Source organism: Castellaniella sp. UC4447_H14, from assembly GCF_052978285.1.
The window spans coordinates 198,996-222,230 of record NZ_CM129666.1 but is presented as its reverse complement, the minus strand read 5'-3'; the positions used below and the strand labels follow the sequence as shown (position 1 = coordinate 222,230).

Genomic DNA, 23,235 nt, shown 5'->3' with positions numbered 1-23,235 from the left:
AGGCCGCGAGCGCCGCCCGCGGCCGTGCGCCGATATCAGCAATGCGAGCGCCGGAAGACCAGCCGGTCGGCGGTCGATTCATCGGCTGCATAGCGATATCCGCCGGCATCGAACGCACTCAGATCGGCTGCCGAGTCGATCTGCCGATCGATCACGAACCGCGCCATGAGCCCCCGGGCGCGCTTGGCGTAGAAACTGATGACCTTCCAGGCGCCGTTTTTCTCGTCCTGGAAGACACATTCGACCACCCGCGCCTGCAGGGTCTTCAGAGCCACCGACTTGAAATACTCCTGGGATGCCAGGTTCAGCAACACCCGTTCGCCCGACGCCTGGTCCAGTCTCCGGTTCAGCTCCTGTGCGATACGATCCCCCCAGTACGCATATAGCGTGCTGCCACGCTTCGTGTGCAATGAGGTCCCCATTTCGAGACGGTAGGGCTGGATCAGATCCAGGGGCCGCAACACGCCATACAAGCCGCTCAGAATGGCGAGATGGTCCTGTGCCCACGAAAGCCGGTCGTCCGACAGATCCGGGGCCCGCAGACCGTCATAGACGTCGCCATTGAAGGCCATCGCCGCCTGGCGGGCGTGGCGTGCATCCGGTTTGTCCACCCAGGCCGCATAGCGCTCGGCATTCAGGCGCGCCAGCGCGTCCGACAGATCCATGAGGCGGGACAGGCTGGCGACCGATTGCCGCCGCATGACCCGGACCAGCTCCAGTGTCTGCTCGGGAAATACGGGGTAGGTCTGCAGCGTGGTACGCACCGGCGTGTCATAGTCCAGCTTCTTCGCCGGCGACAGGACCATCAGCATGAGGAAGACTCCGTGAGTTTGGCGACCTGAGCGGCCCACGCAGGTCGAGTACGCCATTAAAGCAGATCAGGCGCGGGTGTGCCGTGCTTGTTTTCCCGGCGAGCGGGCTGCTAATATTGATGCCGCACTGGAGATGGCATGCCTCCATGAACCGCCCGACCATCGGGCTGATGAGGCCTACAACCACCGGAGACGGGTTGTAGGCATTTTTGTGCCGCCCGTGCCCGGAATACCTGCTTCCTCCAACTGACAAAAGGATTCCTGTGCCGACCGCCGTGACTTATTCGCTGATCGCTATCGTTCTGGGTGCGGGCGCTGGCGCCGTACTGCGCTGGTGGCTGGGGCTCACGCTGAATGCCATTCTGCCGACCCTGACGCTGGGCACACTGGCCGCCAACCTGCTGGGCGGCTACATCATCGGGGTCGCGGTCGCCTGGTTCGGCGCCCACCCGGGGTTCTCCCCGCACCTCCGACTGTTCATCATCACGGGCTTCTGCGGCGGCCTGACCACGTTCTCGACCTTCTCGGCCGAACTTGCGTTGCTGCTGCAGGAAGGGCGCTATGGCTGGATGGCCACCTCCATGGCGATCCACGTCGGCGGATCGCTGGCCATGACGCTGCTGGGCATTGCAACCGTGGTGACACTACGCACGGCTCAGGGCTAGAGGCATACCGAGGACCGGAGCCACGTCGTCCGTGGCACCTCTCCCGCCAGCGGGCCGGCGATACCACAGGTCTCTTCAGACGACCTTGTTCAACCAGGCCCGAGTCGCGAATTTCTCTTCGATGAGCCGATCGGCCGCAGTCTGCTCGGCGGCCGTCAGCGAACCCGCTCGCAACCCATGCCGCTGCCGGAAGACCTCCAGCATGCACGCGATGATGTCCTCGCGCGGCAGGCCGGTCTGGCGACGCAGCGGATCCACGCGCTTGGCCGCCGACGCGGTGCCCTTGTCCGACAGCTTTTCCCGCCCGATGCGCAGCACCTGCACCATCTTTTCCGCGTCCATGTCATAGGCCATGGTCACATGGTGGAGGACCGCGCCGCGCCGGCGAGCCTGGGCCGCGCCCCCGATCTTGCCGTCTCGCGACGTGATGTCGTTCAGCGGCTGGTACCAGGCGTCGATGCCGACCTTTTCGAGCGCTTGCAGCGCGAAGGCGTCCATGCTGGCATACGATTCCTGGAAGCTCATGCCCGCGACCAGCGCCTCGGGGGCGTAGATCGAATAGGTAATGGCGCTGCCAGGTTCGACGAACATGGCGCCCCCGCCGCTGATGCGCCGCACGACCTGGACGCCGAAGCGCCTGGCCGCTGCCTCATCGACTTCGTTTTTCAGCGACTGGAAGATGCCGATGATGATGGCCGCCGCAGACCATTCCCAGATCCGCAGCGTGGGGGCGCGGCGCCCTGCCGCGACCTCGTCGAGCAGGACCTCGTCCAGTGCCAGATGCTGCAGCGGGGTCTGCGGCGGCAGATGGATGAGCTGCCAGTCATAGTCCGTCCACTGCCGGCGCGCCTTCTCCGTCATGACAGCGCCCTCTGGATCACCACGGCAATACCCTCGACGGTAAGGCCGTACATCATGACATCCGGATTCAGCACCGCCTGAACTGCCCGCCCGATGCGCTCCGCATCACCGTCAGCCGGCAAGCCGACCAACGCGGCATTGATGGCGTCCAGCGTCTCGGGGGGCTCCAGGAAGAAGTCGCCCGACAGCTGGACAGCCTTCAGGGATCCATCGGCCACCTGAAGATCCACGACCAGAAGCTTTCCCCCTGGGATTTTGTACTCGGCATGGCGCACCGCGCGGAAATCGGGCATCTCGCATTCCCCCGTCTTGGATGAATGGTGCCCATTATGCCTTCACCGCGCGCAGCCTCCGCCAATTTCCATGAACCGGAGTCGGCGAAGCTTCACTGCATGAACCAGCCGTGGCTCACTACCAGCGATTGGCCGGTCAAGGCGTTGCTCGGGAACGCGGCAAATGTCAGCGCCACTTGAGCGACGTCATCCACCGTCGTGAATTCGCCGTCCACCGTGTCCTTCAGCATCACGGTCTTGATGACGTCCTCTTCGCTGATGCCAAGCTCGTGGGCCTGCTCCGGGATCTGCTTTTCCACCAGCGGCGTGCGCACGAAGCCCGGGCAGATCACGTTGGTGCGGATGCCATAAGGCGCGCCTTCTTTGGAGATGACCTTGGCCAGCCCTTCGAGGCCATGCTTGGCGGCCACGTACGGGCTTTTGAGCTTGGAGGCCTCTTTGGAGTGCACCGAACCCATGAACAGGATGCAGCCGCCGCGCTTGGAGGCAATCATGTGGCGCACCGCCGCGCGCGAGGTCAGGAACCCGCCATCGAGATGGACGGCCAGCAGCTTCTTCCAGTCGGAAAATTTGAAATCCTGAATGGGTGCCACGATCTGGATGCCCGCATTGCTGACGGCGATGTCGACATAACCCAGTTGCTTCTGGACCGCGTCGAACCCGCCGTCCACCGCGGATTCATCCGTCACGTCCATGGCGATTGCCAGGGTCTTCACGCCTTTCCTGGCAATGGCATCGGCGGTCGCCTGGGCCGCATCCAGCTTGAGGTCCGCGATGATGACGTTGGCGCCAGCGTCAGCGAAGACCTCGGCGATCCGCTTGCCCAGACCACTTGCGCCCCCTGTCACCAGGGCATTCTTGCCCTTCAGGCTCAGCACGGGACTGGCATGGACTTCGGCGGACGATTGCGTGCTCATGATGCTTTCTCCAGGAAGAATGATTGATCAAACAGAGCATACAGCGATTCGCTGACCGTCCGATTACACTGGAAACGCGGCGGCAGGATGGCGGCCGCTCGCTCTTCCAGTCATCGCCGTTGCCCTCCCCGACCCACGGAACGTCCGTATGAACAGCGCATTCACTCATCTGCCGCAACCCGTCACGCTGGAGGGCCACGGCGTTCGCCTGGTCCCGCTGTCCCCAGCGCACGCACCGGGATTGCGCGCCGCGGCGGCCGATGGCGCACTCTGGAACCTGCGCATCACGTCAGTCCCGGCCCCCGACGAGACCGAAAGCTACATCGCCCAGGCACTGCAGGCGCAGGCCGAGGGCCGCATGCTGTGTTTCACCGTGCTGGAGGCCGATCACGAAACCATCCTGGGCACGACGAGCTATCACGACATCGTTCCGGCCGTTGCGCGCCTGGAAATCGGCCATACATGGTACGCCCGATCGCACCAACGCACCCACGTGAACACGGCCTGCAAGCTCCTGCTGCTGCAGCATGCCTTCGACGGCTTGGGCGCCGCCGTCGTAGGCTGGCGAACGGACAATTTCAACCTGGCCTCCCAACGTGCCATCGAGCGCCTGGGCGCCCGGCGCGACGGTGTGCTGCGCCACCACGCGCTGCGCCGGGACGGGACGGTGCGCGACACCGTGATGTACAGCCTGCTGGCGGGAGAGTGGCCGGAAGTCCGGGCGCACCTGCTGTATCTACTGGGGCAGAAGCGTCGACCGGTTCCCTAATCGGGAGCGAAGTGGTAGCTTGAAGCTACCACAGCTCCGTGCAGGAGGGACTCAAAATGTCCGACTCGAAAGGCAGATCCACGACGAGCACGGGCGCCCCGGCGCCCAGTGATCGCCACTCACTGACGATTGGCCCAAATGGGCCAATTCTGCTCCACGACGTGCACTTTCTGGAACAAATGGCACACTTCAACCGTGAGAAGGTGCCGGAGCGGCAACCACACGCCAAAGGCGCGGGCGCTTTCGGGGTGTTCGCCACCACCGAGGACGTCTCCGCTTACACCCGCGCGGCGCTTTTCCAGAAAGGCGCGAGTACCGACATGCTCGCGCGTTTCTCGACGGTGGCAGGCGAATCCGGCAGCCCTGACACATGGCGCGACGTGCGCGGCTTTTCCCTGAAGTTCTACACCGACGAAGGCAACTACGACCTGGTGGGCAACAACACACCCATCTTCTTCGTGCGCGATCCCATGAAGTTTCCCCACTTCATCCGCAGCCAGAAGCGCTTGCCCGACTCGGGTCTGCGCAACAACCATATGCAGTGGGACTTCTGGACCAGCAACCCCGAAAGTGCCCACCAGGTCACCTACCTCATGGGGGAACGGGGACTACCTCGGACCTGGCGCCACATGAACGGCTACGGGTCACACACCTATATGTGGATCAATGCCGCCGGCGAGAAATTCTGGGTGAAATATCACTTCCACACCAACCAGGGCATGCAGTTTTTCAATAACGCCGAGGCAGCCGCCATGGCCGGTACCGACGCGGACTTTCACCGGCGGGATCTGTTCACGGCCATTGCCGGCGGCAACTACCCGAGCTGGACGCTGTCCGTGCAGATCATGCCCTATGCGGACGCCAAGACCTACCGGTTCAATCCCTTCGACCTGACCAAGGTGTGGCCGCACGCGGACTATCCCTTGATTCGGGTGGGAACGATGACGCTGAACCGCAACCCGGAAAACTTCTTCGCCCAGATCGAGCAGGCTGCCTTTTCCCCGGGCAACACGGTCCCCGGCATCGGACTGTCACCCGACAAGATGCTGCTGGGCCGCGCGTTTGCCTATAGCGACGCGCAGCGCAATCGCATCGGCGCGAACTTCCACCAGCTTCCCGTAAACCAGCCCAAAACTCCCGTCAACACCTACCTGTTCGATGGCCATATGGCGTTTGAGCATAGCGGCAACGCGCCCGTCTATGCACCCAACAGCGGCGGGCGGCCGTACGCCGACGACACTGGGCCCGCCCCGGATGGGTGGGAAGCCGACGGCGACATGATGCGCAGTGCCTACTCCTTGCACGCCGAAGACGACGACTTCGGCCAGGCGCACGCGTTGGTGCGCAACGTATGGAACGACGCGCAACGCCAGCAATTCGTCGACCAGGTGGCCGGCAGTCTGCTGGATGGGGTGTACGGCACCGTGCTCGAACGCGCCTTCGAACTCTGGAAGAATGTCGACGCCGAGGTCGGGCGACAAATCGAAGAGAAAGTGAAATCCGGCGCTGCGCCCAAACCGGCCGAGGGCATGGGCGAGGCTTAGCGCGCAACGCCCGATATGGTCATGTTTCGATCATGCGCGGCCGCAGAGCTTCTCATGTCAGGCTTCCGCCATTTCCCGCTCCGCCGCCTTCGCCAGGAAGGCGGAGCGCGACAGGCGTTGATCGTTAGCTACCGCGTGAATACGGCAGCGCGAGGCGGACCCTGTAGGTCCTCGGCGCCGGCGAAGCATCCGGGCAAGTCGGTAAAAGACGCGCCGTAGGCACTGTCTTGGTCCTTGTCCACATGGATCGGATAGAGCATTTTGTTTTCTCCTGGCGGCCTTGCTTATCACAGGCCCGCTTGTTTGAGGATGCTGCGCTGCGTCGCCACCGGCAGGTCCTTCTTGGGGTGCGGCACTGTGACCTTGCCAGGCTTGGTTGGATGCCTGAACTGGTGATGTGACCTAACGGTATGCACCAGATACCAGCCGTCGGCCGCATCGACTCTCAAAAGATCGAAAGGGCACTCAGGGGAATGGCGGATCCGTTGTTCTATCTGGCGGGTCCTCCCGACATGGTCGGGGCCACCTACGAATTGCTCGAACGCATGGGCATCGCCGATAGCGACATCCGTGAAGAAGGGTTCTACGGTTACTGAAAGCCCCGTAACAAGGCTCAGGGATTCGAACGATCCACGGCGGCCGCATTGATGGCCGTATTGTCCAGCACCGCGGGCATAGGTGTCATGCGGGCGGCTTGCAACATGGCTTGTCCGATCGCCCGGGTGGTCGTGAACTGTTTAGGAGCCATCCGACAAAATAGTGCCAGAATCGGGTCCCCAAGCCTGTAAACCCATTGGCGGGCCGGATAAGGGGAAGTTTCCCCTTGCACCGGACGAGCCCCGCCAGGACGGAGGCAACATACCGGAATCCCCAGTGCGCGCAGGGCCTGCTCGGCTTCTCCCTTGATCCTGAACGGCATCAGGCGGCTATTGATATCGGCCCCCATGCCGGAGACATACAGGAATCTGCCCCGGGGATTGCCGGCGGCATAAGCAGACGCAACCCGTACGGTCATCTGAACGGTCAGCTCGCGGTAGGCCGCCTCGCTCACGCCCAAAGGCAATGGTCCGGCGCAATAAAAACAGGCGTCCAATCCGCCCCATTCCAGCCGGCGCAGGTTGTCCTCAGAAAACACATCAGCCTGCAAGAGCGAGACCCGCTCGTCCGCGACCTGGATCGGGCGCCGCACCAGCAGAACGATCCGGTTGATCGATGCGTCCTGCAGGACCACCTTGAGCACGCCTTGTCCGACCAAACCGCTAGCCCCGACAATCAAGATACCTGGTCCCATAGCGCCACCTGCGATCCGCCGACGCCCCCCCCCGGGAAGCGCGTCTTTCCTGGAAAACCCAGCAGTTCTACACAGTGCGATGGAACGCGTTGTGTGGAACTCCTTGGCGCAATCTTAGGCGACATCTGGAGCTCCGACAACCCGACCCGCCCCCCTCTTTACCTGGGCTATGGTGTGTGGAGGCCTGGATATTCCAACAGGTGACTCCCAATCAGCTCTCGCAGCGCCTTCTCAGCAACGCACCGATGCGCGGGCACGGGTCATCGAGAGTTGATGCCCGGCCGCGATTTCGTTCATCAGGTCGATGGGACCCACCAAGGCGGTATCAACCCACCGCGTAGTCGCCGGTCGCCTCGAGGATCGGTTTACCGGCCGATGCCGTAACCGAAGACAAGCCGCCCTCCCAGCCAGCCACCGGCGAGGAGCACGATGAACGCTGCTGCGTCGATTGACAGAGAAAGCGCGTCAGGGGGCAAAGGATGCGCATGATCCATCCGCAACACCAAGCGGAAGGCGTACAGCAAGAACGCCGCCAGCATAAGGCTCAAGTGCAGAAAGGTGTCACGCAGAGCCGCGCCATTCGGAACGCGTGAAAATTCGAGCAGGCCCGCCAGCATGGCCGCCAAGGCGATCAAGCAGCCGACGGACAGCAAACCTGCGGACCAATGCCATAAGGACTGGCCTGACCGCAGGCTCGCGAAGTCTGCAAAGGTCGCGAGGGACCAGCAGGCGATGGGGAAATGAACCAGAACAGGATGAAGGGGATGGCGCATGACTCGAGAGTAGCAGCCCGATTTTATTGACGTTCTGGCGGAGAGGGTGGGATTCGAACCCACGGTACGGGGAAACCGTACGCCTGATTTCGAGTCAGGTACATTCGACCACTCTGCCACCTCTCCGGCACGACTGCGGTCAAGGCGCGCATCTTAGCATAGAATGAGCCCCAACCCCCAACAGGACGCTTGCCATGCACCGCAAGGCACAGGTTTCCCCGCCTGCCGATCGGGCCATCCCCGCCTACCAGCGCGTCAAGGACTACGTGCTCGCACAGGTTCAACAGGGCGTCTGGACCGAAGGCGACCTGATTCCGACGGAACTGGCGCTGTGCCGGCAGTTCGGCGTGTCACGCATGACCGTGCACCGCGCATTGCGGGAGCTGACCGCCGACCAGATCCTGGTACGGTACCAGGGGTCGGGAACATATGTCGCCGCAGCCAAGATTCCTTCCACACTGATCGAAATCCGCAGCATCGCGCAGGACATCAGGGATCGAGGGCATCGCCATTCCTGCCGGGTGCTGCACCTGGATCGCACGCAGGTCACAGCCAACCAGACACAGCGCTTTCATCTGGGGGCAGGGGCGCCGCTCTTTCGTTCGATCATCGTGCATTACGAAAACGCCATGCCCATCCAGCTCGAAGATCGCGTGGTCGACGCCCACCGCATGCCGGATTACCTCGATCAGGACTGGACCGATACCACCCCCAACGAATACCTGATGCGGGCGGCTCCCGGACCCAGCGGGCTCTATACCATCGAGGTCAAGCTGCCGCCCGAAGAAATTGCCACCCCGTTGGACATCCCGCCGGCTCAACCCTGTCTGGTGCTGGACAGAACGACGTTCTCGGGCGGCGCGTTCGCCTCACAGGCCACCATGTGGTACCCCGGGAATCGCTACAAGCTGGCCGGCCGGACCTAGCGTCCGCCGGGATCGCCGGGACCTGGGCGCCAACCGAGTCCGTGAACAATCGCGGCAAGCCGGACAGCCAACTGACCGATTCCGCGGACCTCAAGGCTGAAGCAGCATCCACATCAACCGCGCCACCACGCGGGCCGTGTGCTCATCGTCTGGTAGAGCCTGCGCGTATCCCCACTCTCGGCGGAATCATCACGTCCGGTCCAGAGTTCTTCGCGATCCATAGTATCCTTACACGCCAGCCGCGCGGCGAGCCCCTCCGCATCTGCCGGGAAACCCCGCTGCAACGCCGACGTTCGTTGACAGCACATTGCCAATGTATATACTTTTTCAGGGCCTTGAAAAGCCCTCATTCCGCCGCTGACACATAACGATTGGTACAGGCGCGGCTGACGCTGCGCAGGCATCAGGAGGAGCTCACATCATGCGCATGACCCGGACGTTCAAATGGCTGCTGGCCAGTACCTGCCTTGCGGCCGCTTCCTTCACCCTGCCCGCGCAGGCCGGCCAGCTGGCCGATGTCCACAAGGCCGGAGAACTGGTCATTGGCACCGAAATGCAGTTCGCGCCGTTCGACTTTCTGAAGGACGGCAAGCAGGAAGGCTTCAATAAAGAATTCTTCGCCGAGGTCGGCAAGGCGCTGGGCGTGAAAATCCGCTTCATCGACCTGCCGTGGGCCAGTGTGCTGCCCGGGCTGGACGCCAACAAGTTCGACTTCGTGGCGGGACCCTTGAACGTCACCAAGGCGCGCAAGGAGCGCTACCACTTCACGCTTCCCATCGCCGACGGTACCGTGGCGCTCCTGAAGAGCGCCAAGAACACGGCCTTCACCAAGCCCGAAGACATTGCCGGCAAAGTGATCGGCAGCCAGCGAGGATCGGCGCAGCTGGATCAGACCAAGACGTACGCCAACTCGCTGAAGCCGGCTCCGGAAGTTCGCGAATACGTGGATTTCAACCAGGCCTACGCAGACCTGGCGAACGGACGTATCTTCGCCGTGGGCAACTCCATCACCAACATCGCCGTGGTCGCCAAGGAGCGCCCCGACACGTTCGCGGTGGTCCAGCCCAGCATCGGGAAGAAGGTCTACTTTGCCTTCATGGGCCACAAGGGCGCGAACAGCGACTCGCTCATCAAGGCGATCGACGACGTGATCCTGACCATGCACAAGGACGGCCGGCTGGCGGCCCTGCAGAAGAAGTGGTTCGGCATGGAGATGGACGTCCCGACGGCGGACTTCGTTCCCAACGTCTGATCGCGGATCCCGCTGACCGGCCCGCATACGGCCGGCCGCGCGGCTCGATGAGGGGGGCGCACGGACCTGACGCGGTGCGCGCGCCCCCCTCACGTTGCACTTCAGTCGACCTGATGTTTGACGCCCAGTCTTTCCTGCATGCCCTGCCCCTGCTGCTGCGCGCGGCGCAGATGACCGTGTTCGTCTCTGCGGTCGGGCTGCTGATTGGATTCCTGATCGCCATCGCCGTGGTCAGCGCCTGCCTGTCGCCTCGTCCGCCGATGCGCCGGCTGGGCAATTTCTACACCTTCGTCTTCCGCGGCGTGCCGCTGCTGGTGCAGCTCATGCTCGCCTACTATTTCCTGCCCACCCTGGGAATCAACGTCTCCCCGGACGTCGCCGCCATCGCGGCCGTTTCGTTGTGCGAAGGCGCCTACCTGGGGGAGATCCTGCGGGGCGGCTTCCTGGGAATCCCGCGTGGGCAGATCGAGGCCACGCAAATGCTGGGCATCTCGCGGTTCGCCACCCTGGTCCACATCGAGATTCCCCAGGCGCTCAAGCTTACAGCGCCCTCGCTGGTCAATGAAATGATCCTGCTGGTCAAGGCGTCGTCGCTGATCTCGGTGGTCGGTGTGGCGGAGATCACCCGCACGGCCCAGAACATTGCGGCCAGCACTTTTCGTCCGCTGGAAGCCTATGTCGCGGCGGGCCTGATGTACATGGCCGTCAACGGGATCCTCTCCGTGCTGGGCCACTACGCCGAGCGGCATTTCGAGCGCGCGTAGATGACGGCCAGCCTCTCCCTGATCCAGCAATACGGGCCACAGGTGCTGTCCGGATTCGGCATCACCATCGTGAGCTGGCTGGGCGCGGTCGTGCTGGGCATGGCGCTGGGGTTCCTGATCGCGGTCCTGCAGCTCTTCGCGGGACGCTGGGTGCGCACGGTCCTGCGCATCTACATCGAAGTCCTGCGCACCACGCCCTTCCTGGTGCAGCTCTTCATCCTCTACTATGGCGGGCCGAATTTCGGTCTCTCGCTGCAGGCGCTGGATGCCGGGATCATCGCGCTGGCCATCTACGGCAGCGCCTACTTCGCCGAAGTCTTCCGCTCGGGCTTCACATCGGTTCCGCGTGGCCACCTCGAGGCCGCGCAATGCCTGGGCATGTCGCGCCTGACGACCATCTGGCGCGTGCAGCTTCCACAGATGCTGGTCATCATCACCCCGTCGCTGGTGAACCTGATCATTATCCTGAGCAAGGAAACCTCGGTCCTGTCCATCGTCACGGTCCCCGAGCTGACCGCGATCCTGACCCAGATCGGCTCCGAGCAGTTCATCTACGTACAGACCATGCTGATCCTGAGCGTCTGCTATCTGCTGCTGGTCGGCGTCACACAGAAACTGGGAAGCTGGGCCGAAGCCAGGGCCAGCCGATTCCTGCAGCATTGAGAGAACCGCACCATGACGCCCACGGCAACCCAGCCCCTCAGCCCCGACGCGCCGCTGATCGACATTCGCGGCATCAGCAAGCACTTCGGACCCAACCGTGTGCTCGACGGCATTTCGCTGGGAGTGCGCCGCTCGGAGGTCATCTGCATCATCGGCCCGTCGGGTTCGGGCAAGAGCACGCTGCTGCGCTCCATTGCCTTCCTCGAAAAATACGACGCCGGCGAGATTTTCATCGAAGGCCAGCTTCTGGGCTACGTGAATCAGGGCCAAGGGCGGCGCGACGCCACGACCGCCGAAATCAACCGCGTGCGCCAGCACGTGGGGATGGTCTTCCAGCACTTCAATCTGTGGCCCCACATGACGGCGCTGGGGAACGTGGCCGAGGCGCTGATCCGCGTCAAGCGGCTGTCGCGCGACGAGGCCCGCCGCAAAGCGATGGCCATGCTGGAGCGGGTGGGCCTGGCCGCCAAGGCGGACGCCTATCCCATCCGGCTGTCGGGCGGCCAGCAGCAGCGCGTGGCGATCGCGCGAGCGCTCGCCATGGAGCCGCACATCATGCTGTTCGACGAACCCACGTCCGCGCTGGACCCGGAACTCGTGGGCGAAGTGCTGCAGGTCATGAAGAATCTGGCGCACGACGGCATGACCATGATGGTCGTGACGCATGAAATGGGCTTTGCGGCACAGGTTGCGGATCGGGTGATTTTCCTTGACCAGGGCAAGATCGCGGCCAGCGGCCCGCCCGCCACACTCTTTCGCGATGTGCAGCAGGAACGATTGAAGCAGTTCCTGCAGAATTACCTGGACCGCAACGCGTTCTGGGAACGATGAGAGGAAACGGGATGCCTACCTTGCAAACGCTATCGAAGAGGATCTCCAGCCTGGGGCCCGACGACGACCTGTCGCGCTACCTGCAGGACGGCAGCGGACTGAAGGCCGAAGGTCTGCCTGCACAGGTGCTGCGCCCGCGCACGACGGCCGAGGTCGCCGCCATCGTCCGGGCCTGCGTGGCGGAGAACCAGCGGATGACGATCCAGGGCGGCCGCACTGGCATGGCGGGGGGCGCCATCCCTGATCCCGGCGACGTGGTGCTATCGCTGGAGCTCATGGATAAGGTCGAGGCGCTGGATGCCGTCAGCGGCACCGTGACGGTGCAGGCCGGCGTGGTGCTGGAGGCTCTGTGCCAGCAGGTGGAAGCCCAGGGCTGGTATTTCCCCATGGACTGCGGGGCGCGCGCTTCCTGCCAGATCGGCGGCAACATCGCCACCAACGTCGGCGGCAACCGGGTGCTGCGCTACGGCACCATGCGCGAACTGGTGCTGGGCCTGGAAGTCGTGCTGGCCGACGGCACGGTACTCACCATGATGAACCAGGGCCTGAAGAACAACACGGGACTGGATCTGAAGCACTTGTTCATCGGTACGGAGGGCACGCTGGGCATCGTCACACGGGCGGTGCTGCGGCTGTTTCCCAAGCCGGTCGAACGCCACAGCGCTCTGGTGGCGCTGGCCGACTTCAACCAATTGACGGAACTGCTGAAAGCCGCTCGCAGTACGCTGCCCACGCTGTCCTCGTTCGAGGTGATGTGGCGCGGCTACCTGCAGGCCGCCGCGCAGACCTTGGGCTCCCACGAGCCCTTCGACGGCGCCTACCCGCTGTGCGTGCTGCTGGAAGTCGAAAGCGGCCGGCCGGACGACGGCGACGGCAAGGCGCTGCACCATTTTCTGGAAGAGCGTATCGCCAGCGGACGGGCGCTGGACGCCATCCTTCCCCAGAGCCGGCAACAGGCCGCGCAACTCTGGCGCCTGCGCGATGCCATCGGCGAAATCCTGCACGGCATGCAGCCTTACGTCGCCTTCGACGTGGGGATCCCGCTGCAAGCCCTGCCGGGATTCATGGAACGCGCCTGCGCCCGGCTGGATGCCCGCTGGCCGGACGCGCGTCGGCTGCTGTTCGGGCACCTGGGCGACGGCAATCTGCACCTGTCTACCGGCCCCCACCCGCCGGTGGACCTGGGCGCGGTCGAGTCGCTGGTGTACGAGGAGGTTGAACGTGTGGGCGGCAGCATCTCGGCCGAACACGGCATCGGCCGCATCAAGAAGCCCTTCCTGCACCACAGCCGCTCGGCACCTGAACTGGCGCTGATGCGCCAGATACGGCAGTTGCTGGACGGGCGCGAGCAGTTGAACCGGGGCCGCGTCCTCGACCTCTGAACAACGGGGCGCACCGGCTGGGCCGCGTCGGGCCGCACCGGAGTCCGCAAGGGTTCCTCTGATTCCGGGCTACCGGGCAGCAGGTTCGCGGACTTATATGTATAGACATTTAACAAAGCCCACTATACATTTGATCCTGTTCTTTTCTTCCAGGCGGTCGGGCCCCGGCTAGCCGCGCGCCAGCACCGCCCAGCCCTTTCATGGAGCAGACCATGAGCCCCGCAGATCCCTCCGACGATCCCCGCTACGACGACGGCCGTGAAATTCACGCGCCTACCGGCGGGCAACTCCACTGCGGCAACTGGGTGATCGAGGCCGCCTATCGCATGATCCAGAACAACCTGGACCCGGCGGTCGCCGAAAATCCCAAGCATCTGGTGGTCTACGGCGGGATCGGACGCGCGGCCCGCAACTGGGCCTGCTTCGACGCCATTCTCCAGAGCCTGCGCACACTGGGCGAGGACGAGTCGCTGCTCATCCAGTCGGGCAAGCCGGTCGGGGTCTTCAAGACCCACCCGGACGCCCCGCGCGTACTGATCGCCAATTCCAACCTGGTTCCGAAATGGGCCACCTGGGAAAAGTTCAATGAGCTGGACCGCGCCGGTCTGTTCATGTTCGGCCAGATGACGGCCGGGAGCTGGATCTACATCGGCACCCAGGGCATCGTCCAAGGCACCTACGAGACCTTCGCCGAGGCTGCCCGCCAGCACTTCGGCGGATCCATGCGCGGCCGCTGGATACTGACGGCCGGATTGGGCGGCATGGGGGGCGCGCAGCCCCTGGCGGCCAGCTTCGCGGGCGCCTGCTCGCTGACCGTCGAATGCCAGCAGGACCACATCGATTTCCGGCTGCGCACGCGCTACCTGGACCGACAGGCCAGCAATCTGGACGAGGCACTGGGCCTGATCCGGCAACACACCCAGAGAAGTGAAGCCGTCTCCATCGGACTGCTGGGCAATGCCGCCGACATCATCCCCGACATCGCCCGGCGCGCCCGGGCGGGCGGCCTGTGTCCGGACCTGGTCACCGACCAAACGTCGGCGCACGACCTCATTCACGGCTACCTGCCGGCCGGCTGGACGGTGGAACAATGGCGGGCCGCACAGAACGATCCGGCACAGCACGAACGGCTGCGCGCGGCGGCCGGCCAGTCCTGCGCCCGCCACGTACAGGCCATGCTGGACTTGCACGCGCTTGGCATCCCCGCCGTGGACTACGGCAACAACATCCGCCAGGCGGCCTTCGACGCCGGGGTGCAAAACGCCTTCGACTTCCCCGGTTTCGTGCCAGCCTACATCCGCCCGCTGTTCTGCGAAGGCAAAGGGCCATTCCGCTGGGTGGCCCTGTCGGGCGATCCGCAGGACATCTACAAGACGGACCAGAAGCTGAAGGAGCTGTTCCCGCGCAACACGCACATGATCCACTGGCTGGACATGGCCCGCGAGCGCATCGAATTCCAGGGGCTGCCGGCCCGCATCTGCTGGCTGGGGCTGGGAGAACGCGACGTGGCCGGCCTGGCCTTCAACGAGATGGTGCGATCGGGCGAATTGAAAGCGCCCATCGTGATCGGCCGTGATCATCTGGATACCGGCTCGGTCGCCAGTCCCAACCGGGAGACCGAGGCCATGCGCGACGGCACGGACGCGGTCTCCGACTGGCCGTTGCTCAACGCGCTGCTGAACACGGCCAGCGGCGCGAGCTGGGTGTCCTTCCACCACGGCGGCGGCGTAGGCATGGGCTACAGCCAGCACGCCGGCATGGTCATCGTGGCGGACGGCACGGACGCGGCGGCCCGCCGCCTGGCGCGGGTATTGGTCAACGATTGCGCCAGCGGCGTGATGCGCCATGCGGACGCCGGCTATCCCGCCGCCATCGCCAAGGCCCGAGACTACGGGCTGAATCTGCCGATGGTTTCGGGGACTTCGCGGGGGACCTGACATGGCGGACACGCTGATGCTGGAGCCGGGGGCGGTCGACTTGCACCAGTTGCGCCGCATCTGGCGCGGCGAGGTGGCGCTGACGCTGCCCGCGCGGGCCGAAACCGCCATGGAGGACTCGGCGGCCATCGTGCAGACCATCATCGTGCAGGGCGCGCCGGCCTACGGGATCAACACCGGCTTCGGCAAGCTCGCCAAGACCCGGATCGCCGATGAACAGCTCGAACAGCTCCAGCGCAACCTTATCCTGTCCCATTCCGTCGGCGTGGGCGAACCGCTGGAGCCGCGTATCGTGCGCCTGGTGATGGCACTGAAGATCGGCAGTCTGGCGCGCGGCTATTCGGGCATCCGGACACACGTCGTCAGGGCACTGCTGGGCATCTTCAACGCCGGGCTCATCCCGCATATCCCCGAACAGGGCTCGGTCGGCGCTTCGGGCGACCTGGCGCCTCTGGCGCACATGACACTGGCGCTGATCGGCGAAGGCCGCATCCTGGCGCACGGCCAATGGCTGCCCGCCGACCAGGCCCTGTCGCAAGCGGAACTTGCACCCGTCCACCTGGCCGCCAAGGAAGGCCTCGCACTCATCAACGGCACCCAGGTATCCACGGCGCTTGCGCTGCACGGGCTTTTCCTGGCGGAACGCCTGTTTCACAGTGCCGTGCTCGCCGGTGCCATGAGCGTGGACGCCGCGAAGGGCAGCGACGCACCGTTTGATCCGCGCGTGCACGAGATCCGGGGGCAACCCGGTCAAACCCGCGCGGCGCACATGTACCGCACACTGCTGGCCGACAGCGCCATCCGCAAGTCGCACATCGTGGCGGACGACAAGGTGCAGGATCCATACAGCCTGCGTTGTCAGCCGCAGGTGATGGGCGCCGCGCTCGATCTCATGGAGCAGGTCGCCCGCACGCTGCTCATCGAAGCCAACGCCGTCACCGACAATCCGCTGGTGTTTCCCGGACAGAACGGCCTGCCGGACCAGGTGATCTCGGGCGGAAACTTCCACGCCGAACCGGTGGCCTTCGCGGCAGACATCCTGGCCCTGGCCATCGCGGAGATCGGCGGCCTGTCCGAACGACGCGTCGCCCTGCTGATCGACGCCAGCATCTCGGGCCTGCCGCCCTTCCTGGTCCCGTCCGCGGGGTTGAATTCCGGCTTCATGATTGCCCACGTCACGGCTGCGGCGCTGGCCTCGGAGAACAAGTCCCTGGCCCATCCGGCCAGCGTGGACAGCCTGCCCACATCCGCCAACCAGGAGGACCATGTCAGCATGGCGACCTTCGCCGCGCGCAGGCTCGTACCCATGGCCCGCAACACGGCTCACATCATCGGCATCGAACTGATGTGTGCGGCGCAGGGCATCGATTTCCACGCACCGCTGAAAACGTCGGCGCCACTACAGGCGCTGCATGGGCAGATCCGCAAGGAAGTGCCGTTCTATCAGCAGGACCGGCTGCTCGCTCCCGACATCGAAGCCCTGTCCCGCCATGTGCTGGACGGCTCGTATACCGTGGATCAGCCCGAACTGCTGGTCCCTTGATCCAGCGCCCTGCCGATCAGAGGGCCGCCTCATGCACAACCTCGCCGTGTCGCACGACCAGACCGCAGCGAGGCAGGCCGGTCCAGTAAGCGAGCTCGGCCGGACTGTCGACGTGCCAGGCCACAAAGTCGGCCAGATGTCCCACCGCCAGGCGGCCGCTCACGCTGGGGGCGCCCAAGGCGTCCGCCGCGTGCCGCGTCACCCCGTCCAGCGCTTCGCCCACCGTCATGCGAAACAACGTGCAGGCCATGTTCATCATGAGCAGCAGGGACGTGCTCGGAGAAGTCCCCGGGTTGCAGTCGGTCGCCAGTGCCATCGGTACGCCGTGGCGACGTAGCAGATCGATGGGCGGACGGCGCGTTTCACGCAGGAAATAGAAGGCCCCCGGCAGCAGCACGGCCACCATTCCGGCATCATGCATGAGCTTCACGCCGGCTTCGTCCAAATATTCCAGATGATCGGCGGACAAGGCCCCGTAGCGCGCGGCCACCGCCGTGCCGCCCATCAGAGACAACTGCTCGGCATGCATCTTGACAGCCAGGCCCCGCTGCGTGGCGGCCTGCAGCACCCGTTCGGACTGCGCCAGCGAAAACCCGATGTTCTCGCAGAACACGTCCACGGCGTCGACCAGCCCCTCCTCGTCCAGCACCGGCAGCATGATGTCGCACACCAGGTCAATGTATTCATCGGCGCGACCTGCATATTCCGGGGGCAGTGCATGGGCCCCCAGGAAGGTCGTACGCACCGTCACGGGGCGGACTTCTCCCAGCCGCCTGGCCACCCGCAGCATCTTGCGCTCCGTCGCCAGATCCAGCCCATAGCCCGACTTGATTTCGATGGCCGTGACACCCTCGGCGCGCAGCGCATCGAGCCGGCGCAAGGCCCGGGCAAACAGCTCGTCCTCGGATGCGGCACGCGTGGCACGTACGCTGGAAAGGATGCCGCCGCCCTGCCGCGCAATCGCTTCGTAGCTCGCGCCGGCCAGCCGCATGGAAAATTCGTCGGCGCGCTGGCCGCCGTGAATGAGGTGGGTATGGCAATCGACCAGCCCCGGAGTGACCAGCGCGTTGCCCAGATCGCGGTGAGCCGCGCCGGAAGCGAGATCAGCAGGCGCCTCCCCCGGCGCGCCCAGCCACACGATGCGGCCCCCTTCGGTGAGCAGATCGCAGGCCGGTATCTCGCCCGCGCTCCAACCGGGCGGCACCAGGCGAAGGTTTTTCCACAGGGTTGGACCAGTCGCCATGAGGAGATCTCCGATCAATCCGCCCGGATGACTTCCAGGCCGCCCATATAAGGCCGCAGCACGTCGGGCACGACAATGCTGCCGTCCGCCTGCTGGTAGTTTTCCAGGACTGCGACCATGGCGCGGCCCACGGCGAGCCCCGAACCGTTCAGCGTGTGGACGAACTCCGGCTTGGCCTTGGGTCCCGCCGGACGGAAACGCGCCTGCAGGCGCCGTGCCTGGAAGCCCAGACAATTGGACACGGACGAGATTTCCCGCCAGGTATTCTGCGCCGGCAGCCAGACTTCCAGGTCGAAGGTCTTGGCCGAGCTGAAGCCCATGTCGCCCGTGCACAGCAGCACCACCCGGTAGGGCAGACGCAGCGCCTGAAGCACATGTTCCGCATGCCCCACCATCTCGTCCAATGCCTTCCAGGACTCGTCCGGATGCACGATCTGCACCATCTCCACCTTGTCGAACTGGTGCTGGCGGATCAGTCCGCGCAGGTCGCGGCCGCCACTGCCGGCCTCGGAGCGAAAGCACGGCGTATGCGCCGTCAACCGGATGGGCAGGTCTGCGGCATCCACGATGCGGTCGCGCACGGTGCCAGTCAGCGGAATCTCGGCCGTGGAAATCAGATAGAGCTCTTCGGCCTGCCCCTCGTCATCCGGCGTGCTGCCCTTGCCGCCACGCGTCACCCAGAACATGTCGTCCTTGAACTTGGGAAGCTGCCCGGTCCCGAACAGCGTCTCGCTGTTCACGATGTACGGGGTATAGCATTCCTGGTAGCCATGCTCGCCCGTCTGCAGATCCAGCATGAACTGCGCCAGCGCCCGGTGCAGCCGGGCAATGGGGCCGCGCAGCATCATGAAGCGCGCACCGACCAGGGCACGCGCCGATTCGAAGTCCAGCCCGAACGGCTCGGCAAGGTCCACATGGTCCCGGGGCTGGAACGCGAGCGGCGCCGGATTGCCATTGGCGTCCGCCGCAGCGGGCAGCCAGCGCCGCACTTCAACGTTGTCCGCATCGGACAGGCCGTCAGGCACGCTGTCATCAGGCAGATTGGGAATGGTCATGAGCCAGTCCCGCAGTTCTTGTTGCACGGCCGCCAGGTCCTGCTCCAGCACCTTGAGCTGATCGGGGATGGACTGCGACTCAGCCAGCAGGCCGGATGCGTCTTCGCCACGCGACTTCAGTTGGCCGATCTGCTTGGCCAGCGCGTTCCGGCGAGCCTGAAGTTCCTCGGTGCGCACCTGGACGGACTTGCGTCGGGCTTCCAGCGCGTGATAGCGATCCGCGTCGAAAACAAAGCCGCGGCGAGCGAGCGTGCGAACCACGTGGTCCAGGTCCTTGCGCAGCAGATTGGTGTCTAGCATGGTGTCAAACGGAATAGGGAAATCGGGGAAACAAGGCCCGTATTGTATTAAATTCAGGAGTCGACCCGTCACCCGACGGCGCGACGCAAAACCCGCACCGTCACCACCGCCCATATGCACGACCAGATCCGGATCACCACCGCCGAGGAAATTCGGCCGCAACCCTGGAAGAACGGCGGCGGAATCACGCGCCAGCTTGCCATCCATCCCGAAGGCGCGAGCCTGGAGGACTGCGTCTGGCGCGTGAGCGCCGCCGAGATCAATGCGCCGGGTCCGTTTTCAGCCTGGGAGGGCTACGACCGCATCCTGATGGTGACCGACGGGGGCGCCGTGCGCCTGACGCGGACCGACACGGGGGCCGTCACGCTGCTGGAACCGGGCTCAAGACTGTACTTCGCGGGTGAGACGCCCTATACCGCCGAGCTGCTCGGCGGCCCGGCGCGCGACTTCAACCTGATGCTCCGGCGCAAGCACGCCCATGGCTGCATCGATCTGCGGCGCGGTACCCAGGCCATCGCACTGCGCCCCGGCGACACCATCCTGTACTGCACGCAAGGCCGGTTCAGGCTGGATTTTCCGCCACGGATGGGCGGCTCCCGCACGCTGGCCGCCGGCGACACGTTGCACCTGACGCTGGATTACATCCCCGCCTTCCGGCTGGACATCCACCCCGAGACTCCCGATGCGTGCCTGGTCGATGCCCGCGTCAACCTCTACCCCGGCGCCACGCGATGAAGGTCATGAACCAGATCGCCCTGCTCCCGCGCGAACTGGTCCACCATGGCATTGATGAACGCCAGCACGGCAGATTCCGCCTGCAGCGGCTGCCGCTGGGCACGTTCGATCAGGTAGAGCCGCCGGCACAGCGTCGGTTTGACGATCCTGCGCATTCGCAGGGCGCCTGAGCGCAACTCCGCCATCACGGTGCCGCGCGGCAGGATGCCCGCGGCCTCGCCGTGCAGGATGATGTTCTTCATCGTCGAAATGGAGGATGCCTCGTACGCCACGCTGAACACGCAGGCCAGCCGCCCCGCCTCTCTCTCGATCAGGCGGCGGACGGGATCGCGCCCGTCGGCCAGGACCAGCGGGTGCGACACAGCCTGCGCCAGCGTGATCTCCGCCGCCCCGCCTTCGTCGCATTGCGAGAAGGGAGACGACGGCTTCGAGACAAACACCAGTTCTTCCTGGAGCAACGCGGTGCTCCGCAACGCAGGCTTGTCGCCGACCTCGTAGGCCAGCGCCAGATCCACATCCGCGCGCATCACGGCATCGGCCAGCACGTAGCTCATTTCCTCGACCAGGCTGATGTGCACGGTGGGAACGGCGTCGCGCGCCTGCACCAGCAGGCCGCTGCCCAGGACGTTGGCGATTCCGGGGGTCACCCCCAAAACCAGGCTTTCCCGACGGCCATGGCCCGATGCCATGACCTCCTGGCGCAAGGACTCCAGATCCTGGAGGATGGGCAGCGCGCGGCGGTAGAGCAGATCCCCCGTCGGCGTGGTGCGGACTCCGCGCGAATGCCGCTGCAGCAGGTTGACGCCAAGCTCGGCCTCCAGCAGGCGCATCTGAGAACCCAGGGCCGGCTGTGCCACATACAGTTCATTGGCGGCCTGCGTGATGCTGCCGGCTTCGACGATGCGGGTGAAATAGCGGAGTTGGCGTAGATTGATGACGGCCCCCTGAGCAAAGCGGATCGGAACATACGGCCACGTTGCCGCCTCGTGGAGGCGCCAGCCCACTATAGCACGAGCCATACAAAATACTTTGAGCAGAGCAACAAAAGCCGTTCTGGACGCCCACCCTACCCGTTCTTAACATGAACCTCATTCCGAGACGCCTCAGGACGATCCCATGCCACCCACCCCCACGCCCGCCCTCTCATCTTCGCTCCCGCCCGTCCTGCCCGCACACCGGCAGCTGTTCTACGGCGGCGAGTGGCACGAAGCCGAGCGTGGCGCGTCCTGGGAACTCTTCAGTCCCGGAGATGGAACGGCACTCGGGCCGTGCGCCGATGCTTCGGATCGCGACGTGGACGCCGCCGTCCGGGCCGCAGATACGGCTTTTCGCCAATGGCGCGACACGCCGCCGTTCGAGCGGGCGCGCGTCCTCCGCCACGCGGCTGACGTCATCCGCCGCCACCGCGACGAGCTGGCGCTCATCGATGCCTACGACGGCGGCAATGCCATCACCCCCATGTCAGGCGACATCGAAGCCGCCGCCCAGCAGCTCGAGTTCTTCGCGGGCCTGATCACCCAAGTCAAGGGCGAAACGATCCCCATGGGTAGCGGGCGGTTCAACTTCACGTTACGTCAGCCGCTCGGCGTCGTAGCCCGTATTGGGGCGTTCAACCATCCCGTCATGTTTTCCGCCGGAAAAGTCGCCGCGCCGCTGGCGGCCGGCAACACCGTGATCGTCAAGCCGCCGGAACAGGCGCCCCTGTCGACGCTGCGGCTGGCCGAACTCTGGAACGATGTGTTCCCTCGCGGGGTCTTCAACGTCGTGACCGGCCACGGAAAGGAAACCGGAGAGGCGCTGGTGCGGCACCCCGGCGTAGCGAAGATTGGCCTCATCGGCAGCATCGTCGCGGGCCGCGCCGTAATGAAGGCCGCTTCGGACACTCTGAAACCGGTTCTACTCGAGCTCGGCGGCAAGAACGCGCTGATCGGCTTCCCCGACAGCGACCTCCCGGCGCTGGCGGACGCCATAGTCGCCGGGATGAACTTCGCCTGGTGCGGCCAATCCTGCGGTTCGACCAGTCGGGTGTTCCTGCACGAAGCCATTCACGACCAGGTGCTCGCTGCCGTACTGCAGCGCTTGCCGGAATTCAAGCCGGGCTTGCCACAACTGTCCGCCACGACCATGGGAGCCATCGTGGACGCGCGGCAGCATCAGCGGATTCTGGAATACATCGAGCATGGCAAGCGCGAAGGCGCCACCCTGGCCTACGGTGGACGGGTCCCGGATGACCCCGCGCTCTCAAAAGGCCTGTTCGTCATGCCCACCATCTTCAGCGACGTGACGGCGGACATGCGCATCGCCCGGGAAGAAATCTTCGGACCCGTGCTGTCCGTCCTGCGCTGGAACGACGAGGAAGCCGTCATCTCGCAGGTCAATGCGCTGGAGTACGGACTGACCTGCTCCATCTGGACCAACGACCTCTCCACGGCACTGCGCACGGCCGAGCGAATCGAAGCGGGCTACGTCTGGGTGAACGAAGTCGGACGCCACTTCCTCTCGGCCCCGTTCGGCGGCTTCAAACAATCCAGCACGGGCCGGGAAGAATGCTTCGACGAGTTGATTGGATTCACGCAGACAAAGAACGTTCACGTACGTTTCAGGGGGGCCGTCGCCCGCTAGCACCCCCGAAACTCACGGCCTGCAAACGCGCGCCGGCCGAGCAAACACATAAATGAA

Annotated in this window: 25 protein-coding genes, 1 tRNA gene and 1 riboswitch; of the genes, 14 read left to right on the top strand and 12 right to left on the bottom strand. The window is 64.7% G+C overall.

What is annotated here, in order from left to right; all coding sequences use genetic code 11:
- Positions 1–35 precede the first annotated feature (35 nt).
- Positions 36–812 (bottom strand): peroxide stress protein YaaA, encoded by a 777-nt coding sequence (yaaA, locus tag ACVCMJ_RS01060; protein ID WP_447082504.1) that lies wholly within the window; start codon positions 810–812, stop codon positions 36–38.
- Positions 813–932: 120 nt separating this feature from the next.
- A riboswitch (Fluoride riboswitch) is annotated at positions 933–999 on the top strand.
- Positions 1,000–1,087: 88 nt separating this feature from the next.
- On the opposite strand from yaaA, the gene crcB reads away from it, so the two are divergent.
- Positions 1,088–1,477 (top strand): fluoride efflux transporter CrcB, encoded by a 390-nt coding sequence (crcB, locus tag ACVCMJ_RS01055; protein WP_447082628.1) that lies wholly within the window; start codon positions 1,088–1,090, stop codon positions 1,475–1,477.
- A gap of 75 nt (positions 1,478–1,552) precedes the next feature.
- Here crcB and ACVCMJ_RS01050 read toward each other — a convergent pair whose 3' ends face one another.
- The 3 genes from ACVCMJ_RS01050 to ACVCMJ_RS01040 all read right to left on the bottom strand — a co-directional run bounded on the left by ACVCMJ_RS01050 (position 1,553) and on the right by ACVCMJ_RS01040 (position 3,506).
- Positions 1,553–2,338, bottom strand: a complete 786-nt coding sequence (locus ACVCMJ_RS01050; protein ID WP_447082503.1) for a lipoate--protein ligase family protein — start codon at positions 2,336–2,338, stop codon at positions 1,553–1,555.
- Positions 2,335–2,631 (bottom strand): biotin--protein ligase, encoded by a 297-nt coding sequence (locus tag ACVCMJ_RS01045; protein WP_447082502.1) that lies wholly within the window; start codon positions 2,629–2,631, stop codon positions 2,335–2,337. The genes ACVCMJ_RS01050 and ACVCMJ_RS01045 overlap by 4 nt, the downstream gene beginning before the upstream one ends.
- A 92-nt stretch (positions 2,632–2,723) precedes the next feature.
- A complete protein-coding gene (locus ACVCMJ_RS01040; RefSeq protein ID WP_447082627.1) occupies positions 2,724–3,506 on the bottom strand; it encodes a 3-hydroxybutyrate dehydrogenase in 783 nt (260 codons plus the stop codon).
- A gap of 190 nt (positions 3,507–3,696) precedes the next feature.
- Between ACVCMJ_RS01040 and ACVCMJ_RS01035 the strand changes: the two genes are divergently transcribed.
- Together ACVCMJ_RS01035 and ACVCMJ_RS01030 are read left to right on the top strand one after the other, a co-directional pair.
- Positions 3,697–4,317, top strand: coding sequence for a GNAT family N-acetyltransferase (locus ACVCMJ_RS01035; protein WP_447082501.1), 621 nt, complete (start codon positions 3,697–3,699; stop codon positions 4,315–4,317).
- Between the two features lie 56 nt (positions 4,318–4,373).
- Entirely contained in the window at positions 4,374–5,861 is a 1,488-nt protein-coding gene (locus ACVCMJ_RS01030; RefSeq protein ID WP_447082500.1) for a catalase, read from the top strand.
- 128 nt (positions 5,862–5,989) lie between these two features.
- Here the strand turns inward: ACVCMJ_RS01030 and ACVCMJ_RS01025 are convergent, their stop codons facing one another.
- Together ACVCMJ_RS01025 and ACVCMJ_RS01020 are read right to left on the bottom strand one after the other, a co-directional pair.
- Positions 5,990–6,121, bottom strand: coding sequence for a type II toxin-antitoxin system HicB family antitoxin (locus ACVCMJ_RS01025; protein ID WP_447082499.1), 132 nt, complete (start codon positions 6,119–6,121; stop codon positions 5,990–5,992).
- Positions 6,122–6,148: 27 nt separating this feature from the next.
- Positions 6,149–6,310 (bottom strand): type II toxin-antitoxin system HicA family toxin, encoded by a 162-nt coding sequence (locus ACVCMJ_RS01020; RefSeq protein ID WP_447082498.1) that lies wholly within the window; start codon positions 6,308–6,310, stop codon positions 6,149–6,151.
- Between the two features lie 24 nt (positions 6,311–6,334).
- Between ACVCMJ_RS01020 and ACVCMJ_RS01015 the strand changes: the two genes are divergently transcribed.
- Entirely contained in the window at positions 6,335–6,457 is a 123-nt protein-coding gene (locus ACVCMJ_RS01015; protein ID WP_447082744.1) for a hypothetical protein, read from the top strand.
- A gap of 17 nt (positions 6,458–6,474) precedes the next feature.
- Here the strand turns inward: ACVCMJ_RS01015 and ACVCMJ_RS01010 are convergent, their stop codons facing one another.
- The 3 genes from ACVCMJ_RS01010 to ACVCMJ_RS01000 form a co-directional block, all read right to left on the bottom strand.
- Positions 6,475–7,101: an SDR family oxidoreductase gene (locus ACVCMJ_RS01010; protein ID WP_447082743.1), complete on the bottom strand. Its 627-nt coding sequence runs from the start codon at positions 7,099–7,101 to the stop codon at positions 6,475–6,477.
- A gap of 416 nt (positions 7,102–7,517) precedes the next feature.
- Positions 7,518–7,925: a DUF2231 domain-containing protein gene (locus ACVCMJ_RS01005; RefSeq protein WP_447082496.1), complete on the bottom strand. Its 408-nt coding sequence runs from the start codon at positions 7,923–7,925 to the stop codon at positions 7,518–7,520.
- A gap of 35 nt (positions 7,926–7,960) precedes the next feature.
- Positions 7,961–8,051: transfer RNA gene (locus ACVCMJ_RS01000), tRNA-Ser, on the bottom strand.
- A 68-nt stretch (positions 8,052–8,119) separates the two neighbouring features.
- Here ACVCMJ_RS01000 and hutC point away from each other — a divergent pair.
- From hutC to hutH, 8 genes are all read left to right on the top strand, one after another.
- Positions 8,120–8,851 (top strand): histidine utilization repressor, encoded by a 732-nt coding sequence (gene hutC, locus ACVCMJ_RS00995; RefSeq protein ID WP_447082495.1) that lies wholly within the window; start codon positions 8,120–8,122, stop codon positions 8,849–8,851.
- Positions 8,852–9,272: 421 nt separating this feature from the next.
- Complete coding sequence (locus ACVCMJ_RS00990; RefSeq protein WP_447082494.1) at positions 9,273–10,103, top strand: transporter substrate-binding domain-containing protein; 831 nt, start codon at positions 9,273–9,275, stop codon at positions 10,101–10,103.
- A 113-nt stretch (positions 10,104–10,216) separates the two neighbouring features.
- Positions 10,217–10,867, top strand: a complete 651-nt coding sequence (locus tag ACVCMJ_RS00985) for an amino acid ABC transporter permease (RefSeq protein WP_447082493.1) — start codon at positions 10,217–10,219, stop codon at positions 10,865–10,867.
- A gap of 21 nt (positions 10,868–10,888) precedes the next feature.
- Positions 10,889–11,530, top strand: a complete 642-nt coding sequence (locus ACVCMJ_RS00980; RefSeq protein WP_447082626.1) for an amino acid ABC transporter permease — start codon at positions 10,889–10,891, stop codon at positions 11,528–11,530.
- Positions 11,531–11,542: 12 nt separating this feature from the next.
- Positions 11,543–12,361, top strand: a complete 819-nt coding sequence (locus tag ACVCMJ_RS00975; protein ID WP_447082492.1) for an amino acid ABC transporter ATP-binding protein — start codon at positions 11,543–11,545, stop codon at positions 12,359–12,361.
- An 11-nt stretch (positions 12,362–12,372) separates the two neighbouring features.
- Positions 12,373–13,743 carry an FAD-binding oxidoreductase gene (locus tag ACVCMJ_RS00970; RefSeq protein ID WP_447082491.1) on the top strand — a complete coding sequence of 457 codons (1,371 nt, stop codon included), beginning with the start codon at positions 12,373–12,375 and terminating at the stop codon, positions 13,741–13,743.
- A gap of 212 nt (positions 13,744–13,955) precedes the next feature.
- The gene (hutU, locus tag ACVCMJ_RS00965) at positions 13,956–15,680 is read left to right on the top strand and encodes a urocanate hydratase (RefSeq protein ID WP_447082490.1); all 1,725 of its coding nucleotides are present in this window, start codon (positions 13,956–13,958) and stop codon (positions 15,678–15,680) included.
- A 1-nt stretch (position 15,681) separates the two neighbouring features.
- Positions 15,682–17,223, top strand: a complete 1,542-nt coding sequence (gene hutH / locus ACVCMJ_RS00960) for a histidine ammonia-lyase (RefSeq protein ID WP_447082489.1) — start codon at positions 15,682–15,684, stop codon at positions 17,221–17,223.
- Positions 17,224–17,239: 16 nt separating this feature from the next.
- Here the strand turns inward: hutH and hutI are convergent, their stop codons facing one another.
- Positions 17,240–18,466, bottom strand: a complete 1,227-nt coding sequence (hutI, locus tag ACVCMJ_RS00955) for an imidazolonepropionase (RefSeq protein WP_447082488.1) — start codon at positions 18,464–18,466, stop codon at positions 17,240–17,242.
- A 14-nt stretch (positions 18,467–18,480) separates the two neighbouring features.
- Entirely contained in the window at positions 18,481–19,821 is a 1,341-nt protein-coding gene (gene serS / locus ACVCMJ_RS00950) for a serine--tRNA ligase (RefSeq protein WP_447082487.1), read from the bottom strand.
- 114 nt (positions 19,822–19,935) lie between these two features.
- On the opposite strand from serS, the gene ACVCMJ_RS00945 reads away from it, so the two are divergent.
- A complete protein-coding gene (locus ACVCMJ_RS00945) occupies positions 19,936–20,556 on the top strand; it encodes a HutD/Ves family protein (protein ID WP_447082486.1) in 621 nt (206 codons plus the stop codon).
- Here the strand turns inward: ACVCMJ_RS00945 and ACVCMJ_RS00940 are convergent.
- The gene (locus ACVCMJ_RS00940; protein WP_447082485.1) at positions 20,535–21,575 is read right to left on the bottom strand and encodes a LysR family transcriptional regulator; all 1,041 of its coding nucleotides are present in this window, start codon (positions 21,573–21,575) and stop codon (positions 20,535–20,537) included. The genes ACVCMJ_RS00945 and ACVCMJ_RS00940 overlap by 22 nt on opposite strands.
- A gap of 97 nt (positions 21,576–21,672) precedes the next feature.
- On the opposite strand from ACVCMJ_RS00940, the gene ACVCMJ_RS00935 reads away from it, so the two are divergent.
- Complete coding sequence (locus ACVCMJ_RS00935; RefSeq protein ID WP_447082484.1) at positions 21,673–23,178, top strand: aldehyde dehydrogenase family protein; 1,506 nt, start codon at positions 21,673–21,675, stop codon at positions 23,176–23,178.
- Positions 23,179–23,235: the final 57 nt, after the last annotated feature.